The sequence below is a fragment of the Blastomonas sp. genome (genome assembly GCF_030373265.1).
Lineage (GTDB): Bacteria > Pseudomonadota > Alphaproteobacteria > Sphingomonadales > Sphingomonadaceae > Blastomonas.
Window position 1 is genome coordinate 100737 of sequence record NZ_JAUCZC010000006.1, and the last position, 19871, is coordinate 120607.

Annotated in this window: 15 protein-coding genes and 1 tRNA gene; 9 read left to right on the forward strand and 7 right to left on the reverse strand. The window is 65.7% G+C overall.

The window, feature by feature from the left end:
- The first annotated feature begins 104 nt into the window (after positions 1–104).
- Entirely contained in the window at positions 105–2126 is a 2022-nt protein-coding gene (locus tag QUV11_RS05395; RefSeq protein WP_300880950.1) for an ATP-binding protein, read from the forward strand.
- Between the two features lie 163 nt (positions 2127–2289).
- Here the strand turns inward: QUV11_RS05395 and QUV11_RS05400 are convergent, their stop codons facing one another.
- The gene (locus QUV11_RS05400) at positions 2290–4554 is read right to left on the reverse strand and encodes an NADP-dependent malic enzyme (protein WP_300880951.1); all 2265 of its coding nucleotides are present in this window, start codon (positions 4552–4554) and stop codon (positions 2290–2292) included.
- 258 nt (positions 4555–4812) lie between these two features.
- Here QUV11_RS05400 and QUV11_RS05405 point away from each other — a divergent pair, with 258 nt between their 5' ends.
- The 3 genes from QUV11_RS05405 (at position 4813) to QUV11_RS05415 (ending at position 7337) form a co-directional block, all read left to right on the forward strand.
- Positions 4813–5592 carry an enoyl-CoA hydratase gene (locus QUV11_RS05405; RefSeq protein ID WP_300880952.1) on the forward strand — a complete coding sequence of 260 codons (780 nt, stop codon included), beginning with the start codon at positions 4813–4815 and terminating at the stop codon, positions 5590–5592.
- Positions 5593–5713: 121 nt separating this feature from the next.
- Entirely contained in the window at positions 5714–6868 is a 1155-nt protein-coding gene (locus tag QUV11_RS05410; RefSeq protein ID WP_054134871.1) for an acyl-CoA dehydrogenase family protein, read from the forward strand.
- 19 nt (positions 6869–6887) lie between these two features.
- On the forward strand, positions 6888–7337 hold the full coding sequence (locus tag QUV11_RS05415; protein ID WP_300880953.1) for a thioesterase family protein: 450 nt from the start codon (positions 6888–6890) through the stop codon (positions 7335–7337).
- Here the strand turns inward: QUV11_RS05415 and QUV11_RS05420 are convergent.
- Entirely contained in the window at positions 7334–7915 is a 582-nt protein-coding gene (locus tag QUV11_RS05420; RefSeq protein ID WP_300880954.1) for a YqaA family protein, read from the reverse strand. The two genes, QUV11_RS05415 and QUV11_RS05420, sit on opposite strands and share 4 nt — an antisense overlap.
- Before the next feature lie 174 nt (positions 7916–8089).
- A complete protein-coding gene (locus QUV11_RS05425; RefSeq protein ID WP_300880955.1) occupies positions 8090–8464 on the reverse strand; it encodes a PRC-barrel domain-containing protein in 375 nt (124 codons plus the stop codon).
- 290 nt (positions 8465–8754) lie between these two features.
- Here QUV11_RS05425 and QUV11_RS05430 point away from each other — a divergent pair, with 290 nt between their 5' ends.
- Positions 8755–10590, forward strand: a complete 1836-nt coding sequence (locus QUV11_RS05430; RefSeq protein ID WP_300880956.1) for a cyclic nucleotide-binding and patatin-like phospholipase domain-containing protein — start codon at positions 8755–8757, stop codon at positions 10588–10590.
- 100 nt (positions 10591–10690) lie between these two features.
- Positions 10691–11674 (forward strand): calcium/sodium antiporter, encoded by a 984-nt coding sequence (locus QUV11_RS05435; protein ID WP_300880957.1) that lies wholly within the window; start codon positions 10691–10693, stop codon positions 11672–11674.
- A gap of 68 nt (positions 11675–11742) precedes the next feature.
- On the opposite strand, the gene QUV11_RS05440 is transcribed toward QUV11_RS05435, so the two are convergent.
- Positions 11743–11816, reverse strand: a tRNA-Gln gene (locus tag QUV11_RS05440).
- A gap of 350 nt (positions 11817–12166) precedes the next feature.
- Here QUV11_RS05440 and QUV11_RS05445 point away from each other — a divergent pair.
- Both QUV11_RS05445 and QUV11_RS05450 read left to right on the forward strand, forming a co-directional pair.
- Entirely contained in the window at positions 12167–13195 is a 1029-nt protein-coding gene (locus QUV11_RS05445; RefSeq protein WP_300880958.1) for a Ppx/GppA phosphatase family protein, read from the forward strand.
- The gene (locus QUV11_RS05450; RefSeq protein WP_300880959.1) at positions 13192–13992 is read left to right on the forward strand and encodes an RlmE family RNA methyltransferase; all 801 of its coding nucleotides are present in this window, start codon (positions 13192–13194) and stop codon (positions 13990–13992) included. The genes QUV11_RS05445 and QUV11_RS05450 overlap by 4 nt, the downstream gene beginning before the upstream one ends.
- Positions 13993–14071: 79 nt before the next feature.
- Here the strand turns inward: QUV11_RS05450 and QUV11_RS05455 are convergent, their stop codons facing one another.
- Together QUV11_RS05455 and pdeM are read right to left on the reverse strand one after the other, a co-directional pair.
- Positions 14072–16858 carry a TonB-dependent receptor gene (locus tag QUV11_RS05455; protein ID WP_300880960.1) on the reverse strand — a complete coding sequence of 929 codons (2787 nt, stop codon included), beginning with the start codon at positions 16856–16858 and terminating at the stop codon, positions 14072–14074.
- A gap of 152 nt (positions 16859–17010) precedes the next feature.
- Positions 17011–17691 (reverse strand): ligase-associated DNA damage response endonuclease PdeM, encoded by a 681-nt coding sequence (pdeM, locus tag QUV11_RS05460; RefSeq protein WP_300880961.1) that lies wholly within the window; start codon positions 17689–17691, stop codon positions 17011–17013.
- A gap of 80 nt (positions 17692–17771) precedes the next feature.
- Here pdeM and QUV11_RS05465 point away from each other — a divergent pair, with 80 nt between their 5' ends.
- A complete protein-coding gene (locus tag QUV11_RS05465; protein WP_300880962.1) occupies positions 17772–18587 on the forward strand; it encodes a rhodanese-related sulfurtransferase in 816 nt (271 codons plus the stop codon).
- 87 nt (positions 18588–18674) lie between these two features.
- Here QUV11_RS05465 and QUV11_RS05470 read toward each other — a convergent pair whose 3' ends face one another.
- Positions 18675–19784, reverse strand: coding sequence for a fatty acid desaturase (locus QUV11_RS05470; RefSeq protein WP_300880963.1), 1110 nt, complete (start codon positions 19782–19784; stop codon positions 18675–18677).
- Between the last annotated feature and the right edge of the window lie 87 nt (positions 19785–19871).

Here is a 19871-nt window from a genome sequence, read left to right on the forward strand (position 1 = left end):
TGATCGCCAACAAAAACAGCGCTTGCGCTGGTGTTGCTGCGCGGGTGGTCTATATACACAGCCAACCGGCAGGCACGACCGCCGCCATACAATCGGACAGGGGCATGCTGCTCAACCTCAGCCAGACCGCCTTCAAGGGCGACGACGATACCGCGCGGCTGGCTGCCTTGCGCGCGTATCAGCTCGGCCCCGAGGACGGCGACAACAGCCTGTATTCCGATCTGGTGGCGATCGCCCAGAAGCTTGGCGGGTGCGAATCCGCGTTCATCTCGATCGTCGAAGAAGAACGCCAGTGGTTCAAGGCGGCGCGCGGCATCGCGCTCACCCAGACCCCGCGCACGATCGCGTTCTGCGACCACGCCATCCGCTCGCCCGACGTGATGGTGGTGCTCGATACGCTCGCCGACCCGCGCTTTGCCGATAATCCATTGGTCACCGGCCCCCCGCATATCCGCTTCTACGCCGGCGCACCGATCATCAACGGCGATGGCTATGCGCTGGGGACATTGTGCCTCTCCGACAGCGCGCCGCGCGAGCGGTTCGACGATGCGCCGTTGCTCGCGGCTCTGGCGCGGCAGGTCGCGGCGCTGCTCGAACTGCGCAAGCAGCTGATCCACCAGCAGATCGCCGCCGATCTCGCCGCCGACCAGCGCGACCGCTTGTGGGATTCCTCGCTCGACATGATGCTGATCACCACCCTCACCGGGACCTTGGTGGCGGGCAATCCGGCATGGGAAAAGGCGTTCGGCCCGGTGCCGCTCGACGGCAGCGGCCACGTCAGCGACTATTTCACGCAAGGCGCGCAGGTCGATCTGATCGCCGCGGCCAGCAGCACCGGCGATATCCAGACCGAACGCGAAATGCGCGGCGCCAATGGCCAGACGATCTATGCCAGCTGGAGCCTGGCGCGCGAGGGCGACCTGATCTTCGGCATCGCGCGCGACATCACCCGCGCCCGCGCCGCCGAGGCGCAGCTCGCGCAGGTCCAGCGGGTCGAATCGATCGGCCAGCTGACCGGCGGCATCGCGCACGATTTCAACAACCTGCTCACCATCATCTCGGGCAATCTCGATATCGCGCAGAAGCGCATCGCATCGGGCCAGATCGAGCGCGCCGAGACCGCGATCGCCAACGCCCGCGACGGCGCCAACCGTGCCGCCAACCTCACCCAGCGGCTGCTGGCCTATGCCCGCCGCCAGTCGCTGACCCCGACGCGGATCAAGCCGGCAGACCTGATCCGCGACCTCGTTCCGCTGGCGTCTCAGGCGCTGGACAAACGGCACGAGCTCAAGGTCGAATGCCCCGAGAGCCTGTGGCCGATCACGGTCGATGCCAGCCAGCTCGAGAATGCATTGCTCAACCTCGTGGTCAATGCGCGCGATGCGATGGAGGCCCCCGGCGAAATCACGGTGCACGCCGCCAATGCCGAACGGACGCCGGAGGATGCCGATGACGGGCATGACGCGCCGCCCGGCCGCTATGTCCGCTTCTGCGTCAACGACACCGGCACGGGAATTGCGCCCGACGTCGTCAAGCACATCTTCGAGCCGTTCTTCACCACCAAGGATGTCGGCAAGGGCACCGGTCTCGGGCTGAGCCAGGTTCAGGGCTTTGTCGCGCAGTCGGGCGGCTTCGTGACGCTGGATACCGCGCCAGGCGAGGGCACCACCGTGATTCTGTGGCTGCCGGTTGCCGAAGGTGCGGATATCGACACCGACGGGCGCATGGCAGCGATAGCTGGGACCGCGGTGCGCGAGGACAGCACCATCCTGCTTGCCGAGGACAATGGCGCATTGCGCGCGCATGTCTGCGATGTGCTGCAGGATGCGGGCTTTACCGTGATCGACGCCGAGGACGGCCAGGCCGCGCTCGACCGCGTGAGCGCTGGCGGGACCAGGCCCGATCTGGTGCTGAGCGACATCACCATGCCTCGAATGGACGGCAAGACGCTGGCGATCGAGATCCGCAAGCTTTGGCCGGACATGCCGATCGTGCTGATGACCGGCTATGCCGGTGGCGCGCTGACCAGCGACTGCCCGCACGACCTGCTGATCACCAAGCCGTTTGCGCCCGACGATCTGGTGGCGCTGATCCGCAAGACGCTGGCCGCGGTCCCGGTGGCCTGATCGGCCTGCCTTCGCAGCGGTGCCTTAATCTCCCCTCCCGCAGGCGGGAGGGGTAGCTGAGCCGCAGGCGAAGACGGGGTGGGCCTGATATTCACGCCGGTTCAGACCCATCCCGGCCTGCGGCCTCCCCTCCCGCAGGCGGGAGGGGAGAGTTTGGTATGTATCAGCCCACCACGCCTGCCGACGCCAGCAGCGCCAGCGTCAGCAGCTCGCCCGCGGTCGAGGACATCGCCGCGATCTGCACCGGCTTTTCCATACCGATCAGCATCGGCCCGATCATCGCATCGCCGCCCAGTTCGCGCAGCAATTTGGCCGAGAGATTGGCCGATTGCAGCCCGGGCATGATCAGCACGTTGGCGGGCGCCGACAGGCGGCAGAACGGGTAGTTCGCCATCAGCTTGGGGTTGAGCGCGACATCGGGCGACATCTCGCCTTCATATTCGAAGGTCGCCCCGCGCTGGTCGAGGATGCTCACCGCGTCGCGGATGTTGTCCAGCCAGCGCCCCGAGGGGTTGCCGAAATTGGAGTAGGACAGGAAGGCGACGCGCGGTTCGTGCCCCAGCCTCTTGGCGACATGCGCGGTGTTTTCGGCGATGCACGCCAGTTCCTCGGCATTGGGGCGCTCGTTCACCGTGGTATCGGCCAGGAACACGGTGTGGCTCTTGCCGACCATGACGTGGATGCCGAACGGGGTTTCGCCGGGCTTCGGATCGAGCACGCGGCGGATCTCGCGCATCGACTGGCCGAAGGTGCGGGTGATGCCGGTGAGCATCGCATCGGCCTCACCCAGATGGAGCAGCGCCGAACCGAAGATGTTGCGGTCCTGGTTGACCATGCGCTTGACGTCGCGCTTGAGATAGCCGCGCCGCTGCAACCGTTCGTACAGCACGTCGACCATCTTGGGCACCAGAGGCGAGTTCACCGAATTGTGTACCTCGAACGCCATCGGATCATCGACCGCAAGCTCCTTGAGTTTGTCGCGCACGCGCTGTTCGCGCCCGACCAGCACCGGGGTGCCATAGCCGCCGTCGCGGAACTGGATCGCCGCGCGCAGCACCACTTCTTCCTCGGCTTCGGCAAAGACGACGCGCTTGGGATTGGCGCGGGCATCGCTGTAGACCTGGGTCAGCACCGCAGTCGTCGGGTTGAGCCGGCTCTTGAGCGAGTGGCGATAGGCCGCCATGTCCTCGATCGGCTTTTGCGCAACGCCGGTGTCCATCGCCGCCTGCGCCACCGCTGCCGAAACGCGTTCCATCAGGCGCGGATCGAACGGCGCGGGGATGATGTAATCGACCCCGAACTTCTGGGTCGCGCCGCCATAGGCTGCGGCGACCTCTTCGGGCACCTGTTCGCGCGCCAGCTCGGCGATCGCCTTGGCCGCGGCGATCTTCATTTCCTCGTTGATCGCGGTCGCGCGCACGTCGAGCGCGCCGCGGAAGATGAACGGGAAGCCCAGCACGTTGTTGACCTGGTTGGGATAATCCGACCGGCCGGTGGCGATGATCGCATCGGGACGCGCCGCCTTGGCATCGGGCGGGGTGATTTCGGGATCGGGATTGGCCATCGCGAAGATGATCGGCTGCGGCGCCATCTTCATCACCATTTCAGGCCTGAGCGCGCCCGCGGCCGACAGGCCGAGGAAGATGTCCGCGCCATCGAGCGCTTCCTCCAGCGTGCGCCGGTCGGTCTTGGCGGCGTGCGCCGACTTCCACTGGTCAAGATCGTCGCGGCCCTGATAGATCACGCCCGAACGGTCGCACATCAGCACGTTGTCGTGCCGCACGCCCATCGCCTTGATCAGTTCGGTGCAGGCGATCGCGGCGGCGCCAGCGCCGTTGACCACCATCTTCACATCGGCAAAATCGCGCCCCGTCAGGTAGCACGCATTGAGCAGGCCGGCCGCCGAGATGATCGCGGTGCCGTGCTGGTCGTCGTGCATCACCGGAATGTTCATCCGCTCTTTCAGCGCCTGTTCGATGATGAAGCAGGCGGGCGCGCCGATGTCCTCGAGGTTGATGCCACCAAAGGTCGGCTCGAGCAATTCGACGCACTCGATGAAGCGCTGGACGTCCTCGGTGTTCACTTCGATGTCGATCGAATCGACATCGGCGAAGCGCTTGAACAGCACAGCCTTGCCTTCCATCACCGGCTTGGAGGCGAGCGCGCCCAGATTGCCCAGGCCCAGGATCGCGGTGCCGTTGGAGATCACCGCGACCAGATTGCCCTTGGCGGTATAGTCATAGGCGGTCGCCGGATCCTCGGCGATCGCGCGCACCGGCACCGCAACGCCCGGCGAGTAGGCCAGCGAAAGGTCGCGCTGTGTCGCCATCGGCTTGGAGGCGATGATTTCGATCTTTCCGGGACGGCCTGAAGAGTGGAAGTACAGCGCCTCGCGCTCGGTGAACTGGACGTTGCTCTTCTCGGTCATCGACAGGCCCTTAGCTGGCGGACGCATGGCTACGGCCGCGGGTGGTGTTTCGTGATCTTCATGCCGGTTTCCGGCGTGGCTGGTTGAAGACGCCCCTGACACGATGCATAGCCTTGCCGTAAGGGCTTGGGCAAGCTTTTGCGCCGCTTTATGTTGCGCACAACGCACCATAGCTTCGGTTCAGGCGGCGGTGAGAAGGCCTTGCCGGGGAGCACCGCGACCGATAGCGTCAACGCTTATGCTGCGCGAGGAGCCGTCATGCCGCTGATCCACACCGACATCGCCGACGGCGTGGCGATCGTCACGCTAAACCGGCCCGAAGCGATGAACGCGCTTTCGGCGGCGCTGCGGGCTGAGCTGGCAGAGGCGATGCTCGCGGTGGCGCAGGACGATGCCGTGCGCTCGGTGGTGCTCACCGGGGCCGGGACCCGCGCCTTCACCGCCGGGCTGGACCTCAAGGAGCTGGGCGCGAGCACGGCAGGGCTGGGCGCCGCCAACGCCACCGATCCGCGCGACAATCCGGTCAAGGCCGTGGAGCAGTGTGCCAAGCCGGTGATCGGCGCGATCAACGGGGTCGCGATCACCGGCGGGTTCGAACTGGCGCTGGCGTGCGACGTTCTGATCGCGTCATCGAATGCGCGCTTTGCCGACACCCATGCCCGCGTCGGCATCATGCCCGGCTGGGGGCTGTCGCAGAAACTCTCGCGGATGATCGGGATATCGCGCGCCAAGGAGCTGTCGCTGACCGGCAATTTCCTCGATGCCGCCACGGCCGAACGCTGGGGGCTGGTCAACCGCGTGGTCGAGCCCGAAGCGCTGCTCCCCGCCGCGATCGCATTGGCCCGCGACATGGCGAGCATCGAGCCGGCGATGAGCGCTGCCTACAAGGCGCTGATCGACGATGGCTTTGGCCTGCCGCTGGCCGACGCGCTGGCGCTGGAGGCCGAGCGCTCGACCGCTGCGAACACCAGGGTCGCCCCCGAGGCGGTCGAACAGGCACGGCTCACGGTGATGGCGCGTGGACGCGGGCAGAGATGACGCCATCTGCCAAGTTAACCAAGCGATTAAATAGCGGTTGACGCTCACGTAAACGCGGCGCTAGACCGAGCGACGTGCCGCGCGGCATGAATCGCGCGCCAGCTTTTACCGGAGAGATGCCATGTCGCTCGATGCCCTTGCCCGCACCGCCTACAATGCCGATCACGAGGCGTTCCGACAGACCGTCCGCCGCTTCATGCAGGAAGAGGTCGCGCCCAATGCGGTGAAGTGGGACGAGGAGAAGATCGTTCCACGTGAAATCTGGCCCAAGGCGGGCGAGCTCGGCATGCTGTGCCCTACGGTGCCCGAAGAATATGGCGGCCTTGGCCTCGACTTCGGCTATAACGCCATCGTCAACGAGGAAGCCGCGTATTTCGGCGGATCGCCGCTCGGCTTCTCGCTGCAGTCGGACATCGTGGTCAACTATCTGGTGCAGTACGGCTCGGAAGAGCAGAAGCAGAAGTGGCTGCCGCGCCTCGTTTCGGGCGAGACGATCACCGCGATCGCGATGACCGAACCGGGCACCGGCTCGGACCTTCAGGGCATCCGCACGACGGCCAAGAAGGATGGCAACCACTACGTCATCAACGGATCGAAGACCTATATCACCAACGGACAGAACGCCGACCTGATCCTGGTCTGCGCCAAGACCGATACCGAGGTCCAGCCGGCGTGGAAGGGTGTCTCGATCATCCTCGTCGAAGCCGACCGCGAAGGGTTTGCGCGGGGTCGCAACCTCGACAAGATCGGCCAGGACGCCGCCGACACCTCCGAGCTGTTCTTCAACGACGTCCGCGTGCCGATGACCAATTGCCTGGGCGAAGAGGGCAAGGGCTTCATCTATCTGATGAGCGAACTGCCGCAGGAGCGCCTGTCGATCGCGGTTTCCGCGCAGGCGTCGGCGCAGAAGGCCTATGACGATACCGTCGCCTTCGTGAAGGACCGCAAGGCCTTCGGCAAGACGGTGTTCGATTTCCAGAACACCCGCTTCGTGCTCGCCGACCTCAAGACCAAGCTGCAGGTCGGCTGGGCGCATCTCGACTGGGCGTTGAACCGCCACGCGACCAAGGAGCTGACCGCGGTCGAAGGCGCTGCCGCCAAATTGTGGCACACCGAACTGCAGTGGGAAATCATGGACAAGTGCCTGCAGCTGCATGGCGGCGCGGGCTACATGAACGAATATCCGATCGCGCGCGCCTGGCGCGGTGCGCGCGTGACGCGCATCTTCGGCGGCACCAGCGAGATCATGAAGGAGCTGATCGGGCGCTCGCTGTAAGCGGCGCTCGAACCTTCCTATGCCCAGACCAGAACAATGGCAGCGCGACCCCACCTGCTATCCCTTCAGCACGGTGACGGAAACGCGGTTTCAGGACCTTGACCCGCTCGGCCATATCAACAACGTCGCGATGGCGGCGCTGTTCGAGAACGGCCGGGTGCGGTTCAACCGCAATCTGGGTCTCGAGCGCCGACAGCCCGGCGAACGCTGGCTGATCGCGGCGGTGGCAATCGACTATGTCGCCGAGGCGCATTTTCCCGATCCGGTCGAAGTGATGAGCGGGATCGGGCGGATCGGCCGGTCGAGCTGGGATATCTGCTCGGCCGCGTTCCAGAACGGGGTGTGCGTTGCGACCAGTATCACGACCATCGTGGTTACCGACAAGGCCGGGCCGCGCCCGATCGCCGATTCGCTGCGTGCCAGCTTTGCCGAGCTGATGGTGCGGCGCCCGGTGCGCGCGGACGCCTAGAACAGCAGCTTCAGCGCCGCGAAGCCGCCGACGAACAGCACGCCAAGCCCGGTGGTGGCCAGCGCGAAGTGCTTGTCGATCCAGTCCTGCATCGGCTGGCCGAATTTCCACAGCAGCGCGCCCACCAGGAAGAACCGCGCCGAGCGCGCGACAATCGAGGCAGCGACCAGAATGTACAGCGGCATCGCGGTTGCACCCGCCGCGATGGTGATCACCTTGAACGGCAGCGGCGTGAAGCCTGCCAGCAGCACGATCAGCCAGCCCTGCTCGTTGAAATTGGTCTTGAACTCCTCGAACGGCCCGGCAAGCCCGTAAAAATCGAGGATCGCCCTGCCGATCGTCTCGAACAGGAAAAAGCCGATGGCATAGCCCAGAAGCGCGCCCAGCACCGAGGCGATGGTGCAAATGAGCGCATACTGAAACGCCCGCTGCGGCTTTGCCAGACACATCGGTGCCAGCATCACATCGGGCGGGATCGGGAAGAAACTCGATTCGATGAAACTGATCGCGGCGAGCCAGTGGGGCGCCTTGTCATGCGCCGCCTTGGCCAGCGTCCAGTGGTAAAGCCGTTTGAGCATCGAAGGAAAAAGCCTCGCGAACCAGGCGCCACACGGCGCCGCGCCGCTTAGGACCAGCCTGGCCACGGATGCAAGCGCTTTGCTTGGGCGGGCGGGCAATCGCCCCAACCACACCGGGCCGGAAAGCTTGCGCTCCCCGGCCCGGAATTAAGCTGCTAATCGGGGATCAGACGATCACCAGTAGGGCTTGACCGCCCAGTAGTCATAGACGCTCGACTGGTAATCGCGGTTCATCGCGCGATCGCGGTCCGAATCCGAGAAGCTCGGCGCGTCCTTGAGCTGGTCTGCGGTGACGTTGACGAGATAGCCGCCAAGTTCGGTGTCATAGCTGAACTTCGACCACGGAAGGCTGTGCAGCTCGCTGCCGATGCCGAGAAATCCGCCGACCGACACGATGACGTCAGTCACCTTGCCTTCGCGCTTGCCGATCAGCATGTTGGTGACCGATCCGATCTTTTCACGGTCGCTGCCATAGACTGCGGTACCGTCGACCTGATCGCTCGAAATGGTATCATGGCCGCTTGCGAGTGTGGATGCTTGCATGTTCATAAGAAATGCTCCTTCTGCCTGTCTGCCTCGTGCCCCGCTCGATTCCTTCCGGCTTGCCGTGGTGTCGCTATCGAGGCTGCTGACCGGGCCGAGAGGCGGTTTGGGGGTGGCCCGGCCAGCCCCCCACCAAGGGATGAACCGGCAAAGGGTTGCTCGGCTGGTCGCAAAGCCGGGCGGCCCCGTCGACGGGCTTCTGTTTTTTCAAACGCTGCGCTAGACCTTCGGAACACGCGCCATCCCGCGCGCAAGCCTGCCCGGTCAATCCGGGGCAGGGCCGACGGAGCGACAGAATGGCCATGGGGCAGCCGGCTGAACACGATGCGGATGGATCGCTGCGCGACTGGATGCAGTCGGGACTGTTCGCCGATGTCGATCAGGCCGCCATCGACGCGCTAAGCGAGCGCGCCCACCGGGTCGAAGTCCCCGCCGGTGCCACTCTGGTGAAACAGGGCGATGCCGCCGACACGCTTTACTTTCTGGAAACCGGGCGCCTCAGGGTGCTGATCGAAACGCCGCTGGGCAGCAAGGCGGTGGCGCAGATCGAGGCGGGCGAGCCCGTGGGTGAACTGGCGTTCTTCGGCGGGGGCACGCGCACCGCGACATTGCAGGCCAGCCGCGACAGCGTGGTGATGGCGCTCGACCGCGATTGCTATGATGCCGTGGTCACCGCCTATCCGCAGCTGGTCCCGGCGATCCTGACCGCGGTGACTCAAAGGCTGGCCGCGGTGACCGCCAAGACCCCGCCGATGGAAGCGCGGTTGCCGCGCGTCATCGCAGTGGTGCCCTGCGGCGGCAGCCGGATCGATCCGGCGCTGCTCGTCCGGTTGACCGATACGATCCGCCGGACCATTCCCGATGACCGCCAGGTGATTCTGGTGCGCGAAAGCGATGTTCCGCCGGGCCCGGCCAGCGCGTATCAGGCGTGGCTGCGCGAGCAGGAATCGCGCCGCGGCTATCTGCTGATCGATGCCAGCGGCGATGCCGACTGGGGCGCTCTGGTGTGCCGCAACGCCGATGGCCTGCTGATGGTCGCGCAGGCCGGCGCGAGCCCGGCGCTCGGTCCGCTCGAATTGGCCGGATGCGCCGCGATCGAGCCACCCAACCGCACGCTGCTGGTGGTCCGCGACCGCGCCAACCAGCCGATCGCCGGGACCCCAGCCTGGCTCGCAGGGCGCGATCCGCATTTGCACCACCATGTCGCGCGCGATTCCGACGCCGATTTCGAGCGTGTCGCGCGCTTCCTCACCGGGCGCGCGGTGGGGCTGGTGCTGGCAGGCGGCGGCGCGCTGGGCTGCGCGCATCTGGGCATCGTGCGCGGGCTGCAGGACGCGGGCGTGCCGATCGACCTGATCGGCGGCACCAGCGCGGGCGCGGCGATGGGGGCGGCCATCGCGCAGGGTCTCAATGTGCCGCAGACGCTCGACCAGATGGAGGCGATGTTCATCGACGCCAAGGCGATGCGGCGGTTCACCGTACCGATCCACTCGCTGCTCGACCCGGCGGTGTTCGATACCGAGCTCGAGGCCCACTATGGCGCGGCCGACATCGCCGACCAGCCGCTCAATTTCTTCGCGATCTCGACAAATTTGTCGACCAACGATCTTCACGTCCACCGCCGCGGCCCGCTGTGGCACGCGGTACGCGCCTCGGGGTCGCTGCCGACGATCCTGCCGCCGTTCATCGATGACGACGGCAACATCCTGGTCGATGGCGGGGTGCTCGACAATGTGCCCGTGGTGACGATGCGCGCGCTCAAGTCCGGCCCCAACATCGTCGTCACTCTGGGCGAGGCAGGGCAGACCTGGCGGATCAAGGCGGCCTATCGGTCGTTGCGGCGTCGGGGGCAGCTGATTCGCGATTTGCTGCTGCGCCGCAAGTCGGACAGCGATTTTCCTTCGATCGTCGAGATCATGCAGCGCTCGATGGTGGTCGCCAGCCGCATCGCCTCGCGCTCGATGCTGCGCGAGGACGACATCCTGCTCAGCCCGCCGATCGTCCAGGGCATGCAGATCCTCGATTGGCACCTGGGCCGCAAGCAGGCCGAAGCCGCCGCGCTCTACGTCGCACAAGAGGTCGCGGCCAATCCTGCGCTGGCGCAATTGCAAGCGCGTTCCAGGGGAAGCTGACGCGCGATAGCAGCGCAGGCGTGCAACCTTTTCCGGTGACATGCCTTTACCGTCTCCATAAGCTGTTGTGCTTAGTCTGCGGCCCGGAGTTCGTTTTTTCATGCTGACCAACGCGCTGGCCCTGGGCCTGGGACTGATTCTGCTCGTGGCGGGGGGTGACCTGCTGGTGCGCGGCGCGGTCCGCATCGCCGAACGGCTCAAACTGTCGCCGATGCTGATCGGCCTCACCGTGGTGGGGATGGGCACCTCGATGCCCGAACTGGCCGCAAGCCTGCAGGCCAGCCTGGCCGGATCGCCGGGAATCGCCATCGGCAACATCGTGGGATCGAACCTTGCCAACACGCTGCTGATCCTGGGCGCAGCAGCGCTGGTCGCACCGATCGCGGTGGAACGGCCCACTTTGTGGCGCGATGGCGGGGTCGGCGTGGTGGCGGTGGTCCTGCTGCTGGCAGCGGGCCTGACCGTCGGGCTTTCGCGCCCGGTCGGGATCGCCTTTCTGGTCGCCATGATAGCCTATATCTATAATGCCTATCGCCAGGAGCGGCAGGAAACTGGCCATGGCGCGGCCTATGATCGCGCGGTGGCGATGGAAGGCGTCGACCCGGGGATGATCCCGCATTCCAAGCCAACCGGTAGCCTGGCTGTCGCCATCGCGCTGTTTGCCGTCGGGCTGGCGCTGATCGTCGGCGGAGGCATGGTGCTGGTCGATGCCGCGATCACGATCGCGGAAGTGCTGGGTGTCAGCGATGCGGTCATCGGCCTCACCATCGTGGCGGTGGGCACCTCGTTTCCCGAACTGGTCACCTCTGCCGTCGCAGCCTACCGCCGTCAGGGTGATATCGCTTTGGGCAACGTACTGGGTTCCAACATCTACAACATCCTGTTCATCGGAGGGATCACCGGCGCGGTGTCTCCCACCGAAATCCCTGCCAGCATCCTGGCGTTCGACCTGTGGCTGCTGATCGCCGCATCGCTGCTGATGATGATCTTCGCGCTGTCGGGCGGACGGCTGAGTCGGCGCGAAGGCTTTGCGCTGGTGGCGTCGTATGGCGCCTACACCGCATATACCGCCGGGCTGTTCTGATTCGCGGCCTTCGCCGGCGCGCGGATACCCCCGGCGAACCGGTCGGCAGTCATATCAGTGGCGGAAAGTGGATGCCCCCCAAGGATTCGAACCTTGATTAACGGAGTCAGAGTCCGTGGTCTTACCATTAGACGAAGGGGCAATGGAGCGGCCCCATTAAGCCGCTCACGAAAACGGGTCAAGACCCAAAAAGGCGGACAAACGGCGGCATGCTTGCGCTGAAGCGCCAGATTGGCTAGCCTTGCGCCCAAGTACCGGCGATGCGCGGGCATATTGGCCGCGCGGGCAGGACCGGATGAGAAAAAAGAGCAACTTGGCATGGTGGAGCGATCGACACCGTTGCCGCAGGCTGAACCGATGGCGCCGGACTCTGCCGATCCAGAGTCCAGCTCGGGGCAACTGGCGAAACCGGCCATCAATGGCCGGAATGCGGCAAGACAACGCAGCACGAAACAGGCCGGTCCCGGCCAGGGCAACAGCTCGCGCGGCCGCATGGCGGACCGCACCAACTGGAATGCGCGGCGCGCCTATGCCGCGATCGATCTGGGCACCAACAACTGCAGGCTGCTGATCGCCAAGCCCGCGGCCGACGGATTCGTCGTCGTCGATGCGTTCTCGCGCGTGGTGCGGCTGGGCGAAGGCCTGGGCCAGTCGGGACGGCTGAGCGACGCCGCGATGGACCGCGCGGTGGCCGCGCTGTCGATCTGTGCCGACAAATTGCGCCGCCGCCACGTCGCGCTGGCGCGCTCGGTGGCGACCGAAGCGTGCCGCAAGGCCGCCAACGGCCCCGATTTCATCGAACGCGTGCGCCGCGAGACGGGGATCGTGCTCGACATCATCACCGCCGAGGAAGAGGCGCGGCTGGCGGTGCTGGGCTGCCACATCCTGCTGGAGCCCGGCGACGGCCCGGCGCTGATCTTCGACATCGGCGGCGGATCGACCGAACTGGTGCTGGTCGACAGCTCAGGGCCCGTGCCCGACATCCTCGACTGGATGAGCGTGCCCTGGGGCGTGGTCACGCTGACCGAAAGCGAATCGTTCGACCCCGAGGACCCGCAGGCGCGCGATGCGGCCTATCAGCGCATGCGCGACCGGGTGATGGAGGGCTTTGCGGCGTTCGCCAAGCGCCTGCCGGTGATGGCCAATGAGGATCGGCGGTTGCTGGGCACCAGCGGCACGGTGACCACGCTGGCGAGCCTGCATCTCGACCTGCCCTGCTATAACCGCGATGCGATCGACGGGTTGATCGTCCCGTCCGAATCGATGCGCGCGATCAGCACCCGGCTTGCGGGTCTCAGCCTGAACGAGCGGCGCGAGCTGCCCTGCATCGGCAAGGAACGCGCCGATCTGGTGGTGGCGGGGTGCGCCATTCTCGAATCGATTCTCGATATCTGGCCCGCGGTGCGGCTGGGCGTGGCCGATCGCGGCATCCGCGAGGGCATCTTGCGCGCGCTGATGGGGCGCGACGCTCCGGCAGCGTCCACCCCGGCAACACCGGCGCAGAACGGACACAAGGCATGAGCAGCGGAAACGACGGCAAGGACGGCGGAAAAAACGGAAGCGGAAAGGATGCCGGGGGCGGCAAGAAGGTCCCCGGATCCAGCGCGCGCAAGCCCACCGGGCGCTATGGCGATGCGCTGCACCAGCGGGTGAAGACCGCCAAGGGCCGCACCGCGTCATCCAATCGCTGGCTCTCGCGCCAGCTCAACGACCCGTATGTGCGCAAGGCCAAGGCCGACGGCTATCGCAGCCGCGCCGCCTACAAATTGGTCGAGCTCGACGAGAAATTTGCGCTGGTGCGCAAGGCGCGGCACATTATCGATTTGGGGATCGCGCCGGGCGGCTGGGCGCAGCTGATCCGACGGATCAACCCCAAGGCGGCGGTGGTGGGTATCGATCTGCTTCCGGTCGACCCGATCGAGGGCGTGACCATCTTCGAGATGGATTTCATGGCCGACCATGCCCCCGACACCCTGATCGAGGCGCTGGGGGCGCAGCCTGACCTCGTGCTGTCGGACATGGCGGCCAACACCGTCGGCCACAAGCAGACCGACCATCTGCGCACCATGGGGCTGGTCGAGGCGGCAGCGCATTTTGCGGTCGATCATCTGGTCGAGGGCGGCGCGTTCGTCGCCAAGGTGCTGGCGGGCGGGACCGACAACGAGTTGCTCGCTTTGCTCAAGCAGCATTTCAAGACGGTCAAGCACGCCAAGCCGCCTGCCAGCCGCAAGGCCAGCAGCGAATGGTATGTCATCGCGCAGGGGCGCAAGCCGCGTGTTGCCATAGCTGTTGAGTCAGAGGATTCCGACGAGGCTTGAGCATGGCGCGCCTGCCATAACAAAAGGCCCCGCCTGCTGCGTGCAGACGGGGCCTTTTTTGTGGGTCGCAGCTGTCAGATCAGAAGCGGCTGCGCAGCGTCACGCCATAGGTGCGCGGCTCGCCGAGGAACGCCGAGAAGATCTGGCGGTTGCCCGGGAACTGCGGATCGACGAACGGGGCGCCCGCACCACCAGCCTGGAACGGGCTGTTGAACGCCACCTGGGTGAAATCCTCATTGAACAGGTTCTGGGCCCACAATTCGACGGCCCAGTTCTGATCGGGACCGCGCAGGCCGACGCGGGCGTTGACCACCACGAAGCTGGGCTGTTCCTTTTGCGGGAACAGATCGGAGCCGGTGTTGAACCCTTCGGTCACGCGGGTGTCGACATAGACCAGACCCGACAGGCCGCTGTCGCCGATATCCGGCGTCCACGCCATCGATCCGGTAACCGTGATCTCAGGTGCGTTCGACAGGTTGTCGCCGGGCAGCAGACGCAGCGCCGGATCGAGCGGTGCACCCGACTTGTTGCCGACCAGGTTGTTGCGATACTTGGTCTGGGCGTAGGTGATGCCGGCATTGACGTTGAAGTTGCGCGCCGGATTGACCGAAGCCTCGAGTTCCACACCCTGCGCAACCACGCCATAGCTGACATCGTCGCGGGCGCAGGCGCCGGTGGTGGCGCTGAGGTCCCGATCGCCGCCGCCCAGATCGGTCGAGCAGCCGTTGACGGTCTGCACCAGGAACACCGTTCCGTTGAAGGTGTTGAGCTGGAAGTTCTCGAACTGCTGGCGGAACAGCGCGAGGTTGAGGGTCAGCGGTCCGGTGGAGTATTTCGCCCCCAGTTCGAACGCATCGACGATTTCCTGATCGAACTGCAGGTTGCCGACCAGCGCCTGCGCGCCGCCGACCGCCGCGAAGGTGGTGGTGGGGATCGCGCCCAGCGGTGCGACGATCGGGCCCTTCAGCGCCGAACGGTCGAGGTTGAAGCCGCCCGCCTTATAGCCGCGCGAGGCACTGCCGTAGAACAGCAGATCGTCGGTGGCCTTCCACGACAGCACCACGGTTCCGGTGAACTCGCTCTCGCGGCGCCGATCGTTGATCGAAACGCCGTTGAGTTCCGCGGTCGAATTGCCCTGGCACGACAGCCCGATGATGCCGCCGGCCACCGGCGACAATCCGGCGTTGGTGAGGAAGGGAGTCAGCGCGGCCTGGTTCTGCACGCAGCCGATGTTGTCGTTGCTGAAAGTGGCGTCGAAGCGCTTGCGCTCGTTGGTGTAGCGCAGGCCCAGCGTCAGATCGAGCCGGTCGGTGATGTGCACGATGTTGTGCGTGAAGATCGCGAAGTTGCGGCTGTTCTGGAAATAGCGGTCGCTGATCGAACCGCGGTCGTTGATCGCATCAAGCCGGTCGATGCCTGCCACGATGGCCGGGCCCGCCGGGCCGAAGGGCGATGCGACACCTGGCACCGCGCCGCTCAGCACGGCCCTTCCGGTCGGGCTGAGACAGCCCGCCGATCCGGGCGAATAGAACTGTGCGAGACCGCCACCGGAAATCAGGCGGCAGCTGGCGAACCGGCCATATTGGCTGCCGAAGCGCAGGTTGTCGCGCACGGTCAGATCTTCGTTGGCGAAATAGCCGCCGACCAGCCAGTCGAGCTTGCCGCCGAACGCCTCACCCTGCAACCGCAGTTCCTGGGTGAAGGTCTTGAACCGGCGGAACTGCGCGTCCTCGTCATCGGCGCGGTAGAGGATGTCGACCGAGCTGTAGTCGATGTCGCCGGCCTGGCTGTTCTTGTATTCGCGATAGCCGGTGATCGAGGTCAGCGAGGCGCCGCCCAGATTCCAGTTCACCTCGAGCGAAACGCCGCCATCCTTGGTGCTGCCGTTATAGTTGCGCCCGGGGGTGACGAAGGCATTGCGGCTGAACGGATCGTTGAACGACACCAGAGGCTGGCCCAAGTCGCGCAGCACGTTGATGATGTTGTTGCCGTTCGGCTGCAGCGGCGCCAGCGGCGTCGAGGGATTGTTGAGGTTGCCGATCAGCGGGTTGAAGCGGTTGCCCAGATTGACCGCACCGCAGCAGCGTTCGTCGCGGTTGGTGTAGTCGGCGATGAAGCGGAACGACACGTCATCGGTCGGCTCCCACAGCAGCTGACCCTTGACGAAATAGCGGTTGCGGTTGTTGAGATCGATATCGTTGTTGACGTCCTGCAGGAAGCCGTCGCGCCGTTCGAACACGCCATCGATGCGGGCGGCGAGGTCCTGCGTGATCGGGCCGGTCAGCCCTGCCTGCAGGCGGACGTTGTCATAGTTGCCATATGTCGCTTCGGCAAAGCCGCCGAAATCGAACTCGGGCCGCTTGGAATAGATCGAGATGATACCGGCCGAGGCGTTGCGGCCGAACAGCGTCCCCTGCGGGCCGCGCAGCACTTCCACCCGCTCGATCTCGCCCAGTTCGTTGAGGCCGATGCCCGAACGCGAGCGGTAAACCCCGTCGATGAACACCGCGACCGAGCTTTCGAGGCCGGGGTTGTCGCCGACCGTGCCGATGCCGCGGATACGCGCAGAGCCGTTGGCCTCGTTGCCGGTCGAGGACACGAGCAGCGAGGGGACAACCTGATTGAGCTGGCGGATGTCGTTGGCGCCGGTGTTTTCCAGCGTTTCGGCGTTCACCGCGGAAACGGCAACGGGAACGTCGGAGAGCAATTGTTCGCGGCCCTGGGCGACGACGACGATGGTGTTGCCTTCGCGGACACCCTGCGCATCGGCTTCGGCTTCCTGAGCGAAGGCGGGACTGGCCATGGCGACGAGGCCGGCGGAAAGCATGAGGGATACACGGCTGGTCTTGCCGAAACGCATGGACATATCTCTCTCCTGATATTGGTCTTCGCAGGCGGTCATGTTGCCGCCTTGACGCTTACGTTAAACCAAATCGGTGCGACTTCCAGCGTTTGCGCGGGCCTCACGCAAAAATGCAGGCGTATGTCGCAAAAACGCAACACCCGTGCCAAGGCGCCTCAGGCGCGCAAATCTGCGGTTTTCTGCAAGTGGAAGGCAAGGGCCCTGCTTTCCGTAGCGACAACCGCCTGCGGATCATCGCCCATCACCCGCAAGATGGCCTGGTCGCCCGCATCCATACCACCGGTCAGCGACCCGAACGCCGGCAGGATCAACCGCTGCGAACACCGCACGAAGCACGGCCGCGACACCATCCGCCCGCGCAGCCGCACCCGCAGCCGGGGGTGAAAATGCCCCGAAAGCTCGGGCACGCTGGCATGCGATTCGGCGCGGTGACGCAGCGCCAGCCCGCCCAGTTCCGCCTCGTCGACCACACGGCCGCCAAAGCCCGCATCGAGCGCGCTGTCGTGGTTGCCGGTGATCCAGTGGACCGCGACCCGTTGCGCCAGGCTCTCCAGCCGCTCTGCCAGCCTGGCATCGAGCCGCTGAGCCCCCCGGCTGTCGTGGAAGTTGTCGCCCAGACACCACAGGCTCGTCGCCCCGCAGGCCGCGATCGCCGCCTCCAGCCGGTCGAGCGTCGCCGCGCTGTCATAGGGCGGCAGCATCTGGCCCGAGGCGGCGTACCAGCTCGCCTTTTCGAAATGCAGGTCGGCGACGAACAGCGCCCGCTGGCCCGGCCAGTACAGCGCGGCACGGTCGACGATCGTGAAGTCCTGTCCGGCGAACGAAAGGTGAACCATGGCATTGCCATGCCGCAGTGCGAAGCGTCTTGCAAGCAGGACCATTGGCATCGGGCGGCCTCGTAGCTTATGGGCGCAGCATGACCGACTCTCCCGCCTATCCGATCACCGTCGCCGCGCTCTATCATTTCGCGCGGATCGAGGACCCTGCCGCCGTCCGCGCGCCGATCGAGGCACTGTGCGCTGAGCATGGGCTGTGCGGAACGCTGCTGCTGGCGCAGGAGGGCGTGAACGGAACGGTGGCGGGAACGGCCGATGGCGTTGCCGCGCTGATCGGCCATATCCGCGGCCTGCCGGGCTTTGCGGACATCGAGATCAAGTATTCGGGCGCGCCGATCCCGCCGTTCCGCCGGATGAAGGTGCGCTTGAAGCGCGAGATCGTGACCATGGGGGTGCCCGATATCGATCCGGTGCACGGCCAGGGTGCGTATGTCGATCCTGCCGACTGGAACGCGCTGATCAGCGACCCCGATACGGTGGTCATCGACACCCGCAACAGCTTCGAGGTCGAGCAGGGCAGCTTTGCCCACGCCATCGATCCGGGCACCGAACGGTTCAGCGACTTTCCCGCCTGGTTCGATGACCAGGCCGAGGGCTTGCGCGAGTCGGGCAAGAAGATCGCGATGTTCTGCACCGGTGGCATCCGCTGCGAGAAAGCGACAGCCTATGTCCGCGCGCAGGGCTTCGACGCGGTCTATCAACTAAAGGGCGGCATTCTCAAATATCTCGAGGACGTGCCCGCCGACGAATCGCTGTTCTCCGGCGGCTGCTTCGTGTTCGACGAGCGCGTCGCCCTGGGCCAGGGGCTCAGCGTACTGGGCGATCCAGTCGCTCCGGTGATGGTCGACCGCAAGCGCAAACCCCGCAAGCGAGGCGTGGCTGACGTTAAAAATTAACCGTTACTCCCGCGCACGCGGGGGTCCCGCTTCTGCGCCACTGCCGCGCTGACGCGGGATTCCCGCTTTCGCGGGAATGACGGTGAATTACCGCGAACTGTTCGTCCGAAAGGTGCTGCGGACCAGACGCCCGACCAGACCCGACAGGCTGCGATAGTTCGCGAGCGCATAGGTCGAGGCGCCGGTGAGTTCGCGCGACAGCCGCCGGTGCGCCTCGGGCAGCGCGTGATAGGGCACGCCGGGCAGCAGATGGTGCAGCGCATGATAGCGCAGGCCCACCGGCGCCCACAGTTCGGGCAGCAGCCCGGGCGGCGGCACGTTGACGCTGTCGAGATACTGCGCGGTGACGCTCATCACCTGCTCCTCGTTCTCCCACAGATGCGCGACCAGGGTGCGGATCTGGTTGAGCACCATCGTGCCCGATGCGACCGCAAGGCCGATCAGGAAGGCGCGCAAGGGAATCGTTCCGGTCGCGACCAGTGCGATCAGGCTCATAGCCCAGACGCTCGCCAGCACCTCGAGCACCAGCCAATGGCGGCGCGCGGGGCCTTCGGGCATCACGCGGCGGAAGGCAGGGTTGATCACCAGCCCCGAGTAGCGCTCGACGACGATCCGGCGCAGCGGCGGGATCAGCGCCGACAGCGGCGACAGCACGCCATAGCGGATGATCAGGCCAATCGGGCCCAACGCCGCGACCGCGACGAACAACGGCACCGTCCACGGCTTCATCAGCGCGAGCGGAAGATATTCGGGATCCTTGGCGGTGCCATAGCGCGTGCGCTGGTGGTGCAGATTGTGCACGCCTTCGTACATGAAGCTGGGGATCAGCAGCGGAATGCCGACGAATGCGTTCCACCCTGCGTTGAAACCGGGCACCGCGCCGGGCCGCAAATGCGTCAGTTCGTGGATGAAGCTGCCTGCGCGGTAGAGCGCGAGCACCGCGACAACACCACACAGCACGGCAAGGCCGACGCCGGGCGCCAGAATCGCGCCCGCCAGCGCGCCATAGCCGACCGTCACCGATGCCAGCATGTCGGCCCAATAGATGCCGGGACGCGCAGCGTTGAGATCGCGCGTCAGCGATGCCGCCGCACGGATCATCTTCATGTCGTCGGGAATCTGACCGACAACCCGGGCGCTGGTCGCGCCGCGCGCTGCTGACGGGTCCGCGCCGGTCAAGGGAAAGCTGCTTGCCATAATCATCCTGCTTGTGAGTGCCTGCTTTAGCCAGATCAACATGGCAGCAACATGGCAACATCTGGCCCGCATGTCCTTGACACAGAT

What these genes read in the sequence shown, in the direction of transcription:
- QUV11_RS05450 (WP_300880959.1), top strand. Translation starts at nt 13,192, where the DNA reads ATGAGCAGCGGAAACGACGGCAAGGACGGCGGAAAAAACGGAAGCGGA.
- pdeM (WP_300880961.1), bottom strand. Translation starts at nt 17,691, where the DNA reads ATGGTTCACCTTTCGTTCGCCGGACAGGACTTCACGATCGTCGACCGT.
- QUV11_RS05445 (WP_300880958.1), top strand. Translation starts at nt 12,167, where the DNA reads ATGGCGGACCGCACCAACTGGAATGCGCGGCGCGCCTATGCCGCGATC.
- QUV11_RS05435 (WP_300880957.1), top strand. Translation starts at nt 10,691, where the DNA reads ATGCTGACCAACGCGCTGGCCCTGGGCCTGGGACTGATTCTGCTCGTG.
- QUV11_RS05465 (WP_300880962.1), top strand. Translation starts at nt 17,772, where the DNA reads ATGACCGACTCTCCCGCCTATCCGATCACCGTCGCCGCGCTCTATCAT.
- QUV11_RS05400 (WP_300880951.1), bottom strand. Translation starts at nt 4,554, where the DNA reads ATGACCGAGAAGAGCAACGTCCAGTTCACCGAGCGCGAGGCGCTGTAC.
- QUV11_RS05470 (WP_300880963.1), bottom strand. Translation starts at nt 19,784, where the DNA reads ATGGCAAGCAGCTTTCCCTTGACCGGCGCGGACCCGTCAGCAGCGCGC.
- QUV11_RS05410 (WP_054134871.1), top strand. Translation starts at nt 5,714, where the DNA reads ATGTCGCTCGATGCCCTTGCCCGCACCGCCTACAATGCCGATCACGAG.
- QUV11_RS05425 (WP_300880955.1), bottom strand. Translation starts at nt 8,464, where the DNA reads ATGAACATGCAAGCATCCACACTCGCAAGCGGCCATGATACCATTTCG.
- QUV11_RS05405 (WP_300880952.1), top strand. Translation starts at nt 4,813, where the DNA reads ATGCCGCTGATCCACACCGACATCGCCGACGGCGTGGCGATCGTCACG.
- QUV11_RS05420 (WP_300880954.1), bottom strand. Translation starts at nt 7,915, where the DNA reads ATGCTCAAACGGCTTTACCACTGGACGCTGGCCAAGGCGGCGCATGAC.
- QUV11_RS05415 (WP_300880953.1), top strand. Translation starts at nt 6,888, where the DNA reads ATGCCCAGACCAGAACAATGGCAGCGCGACCCCACCTGCTATCCCTTC.
- QUV11_RS05395 (WP_300880950.1), top strand. Translation starts at nt 105, where the DNA reads ATGCTGCTCAACCTCAGCCAGACCGCCTTCAAGGGCGACGACGATACC.
- QUV11_RS05455 (WP_300880960.1), bottom strand. Translation starts at nt 16,858, where the DNA reads ATGTCCATGCGTTTCGGCAAGACCAGCCGTGTATCCCTCATGCTTTCC.
- QUV11_RS05430 (WP_300880956.1), top strand. Translation starts at nt 8,755, where the DNA reads ATGGCCATGGGGCAGCCGGCTGAACACGATGCGGATGGATCGCTGCGC.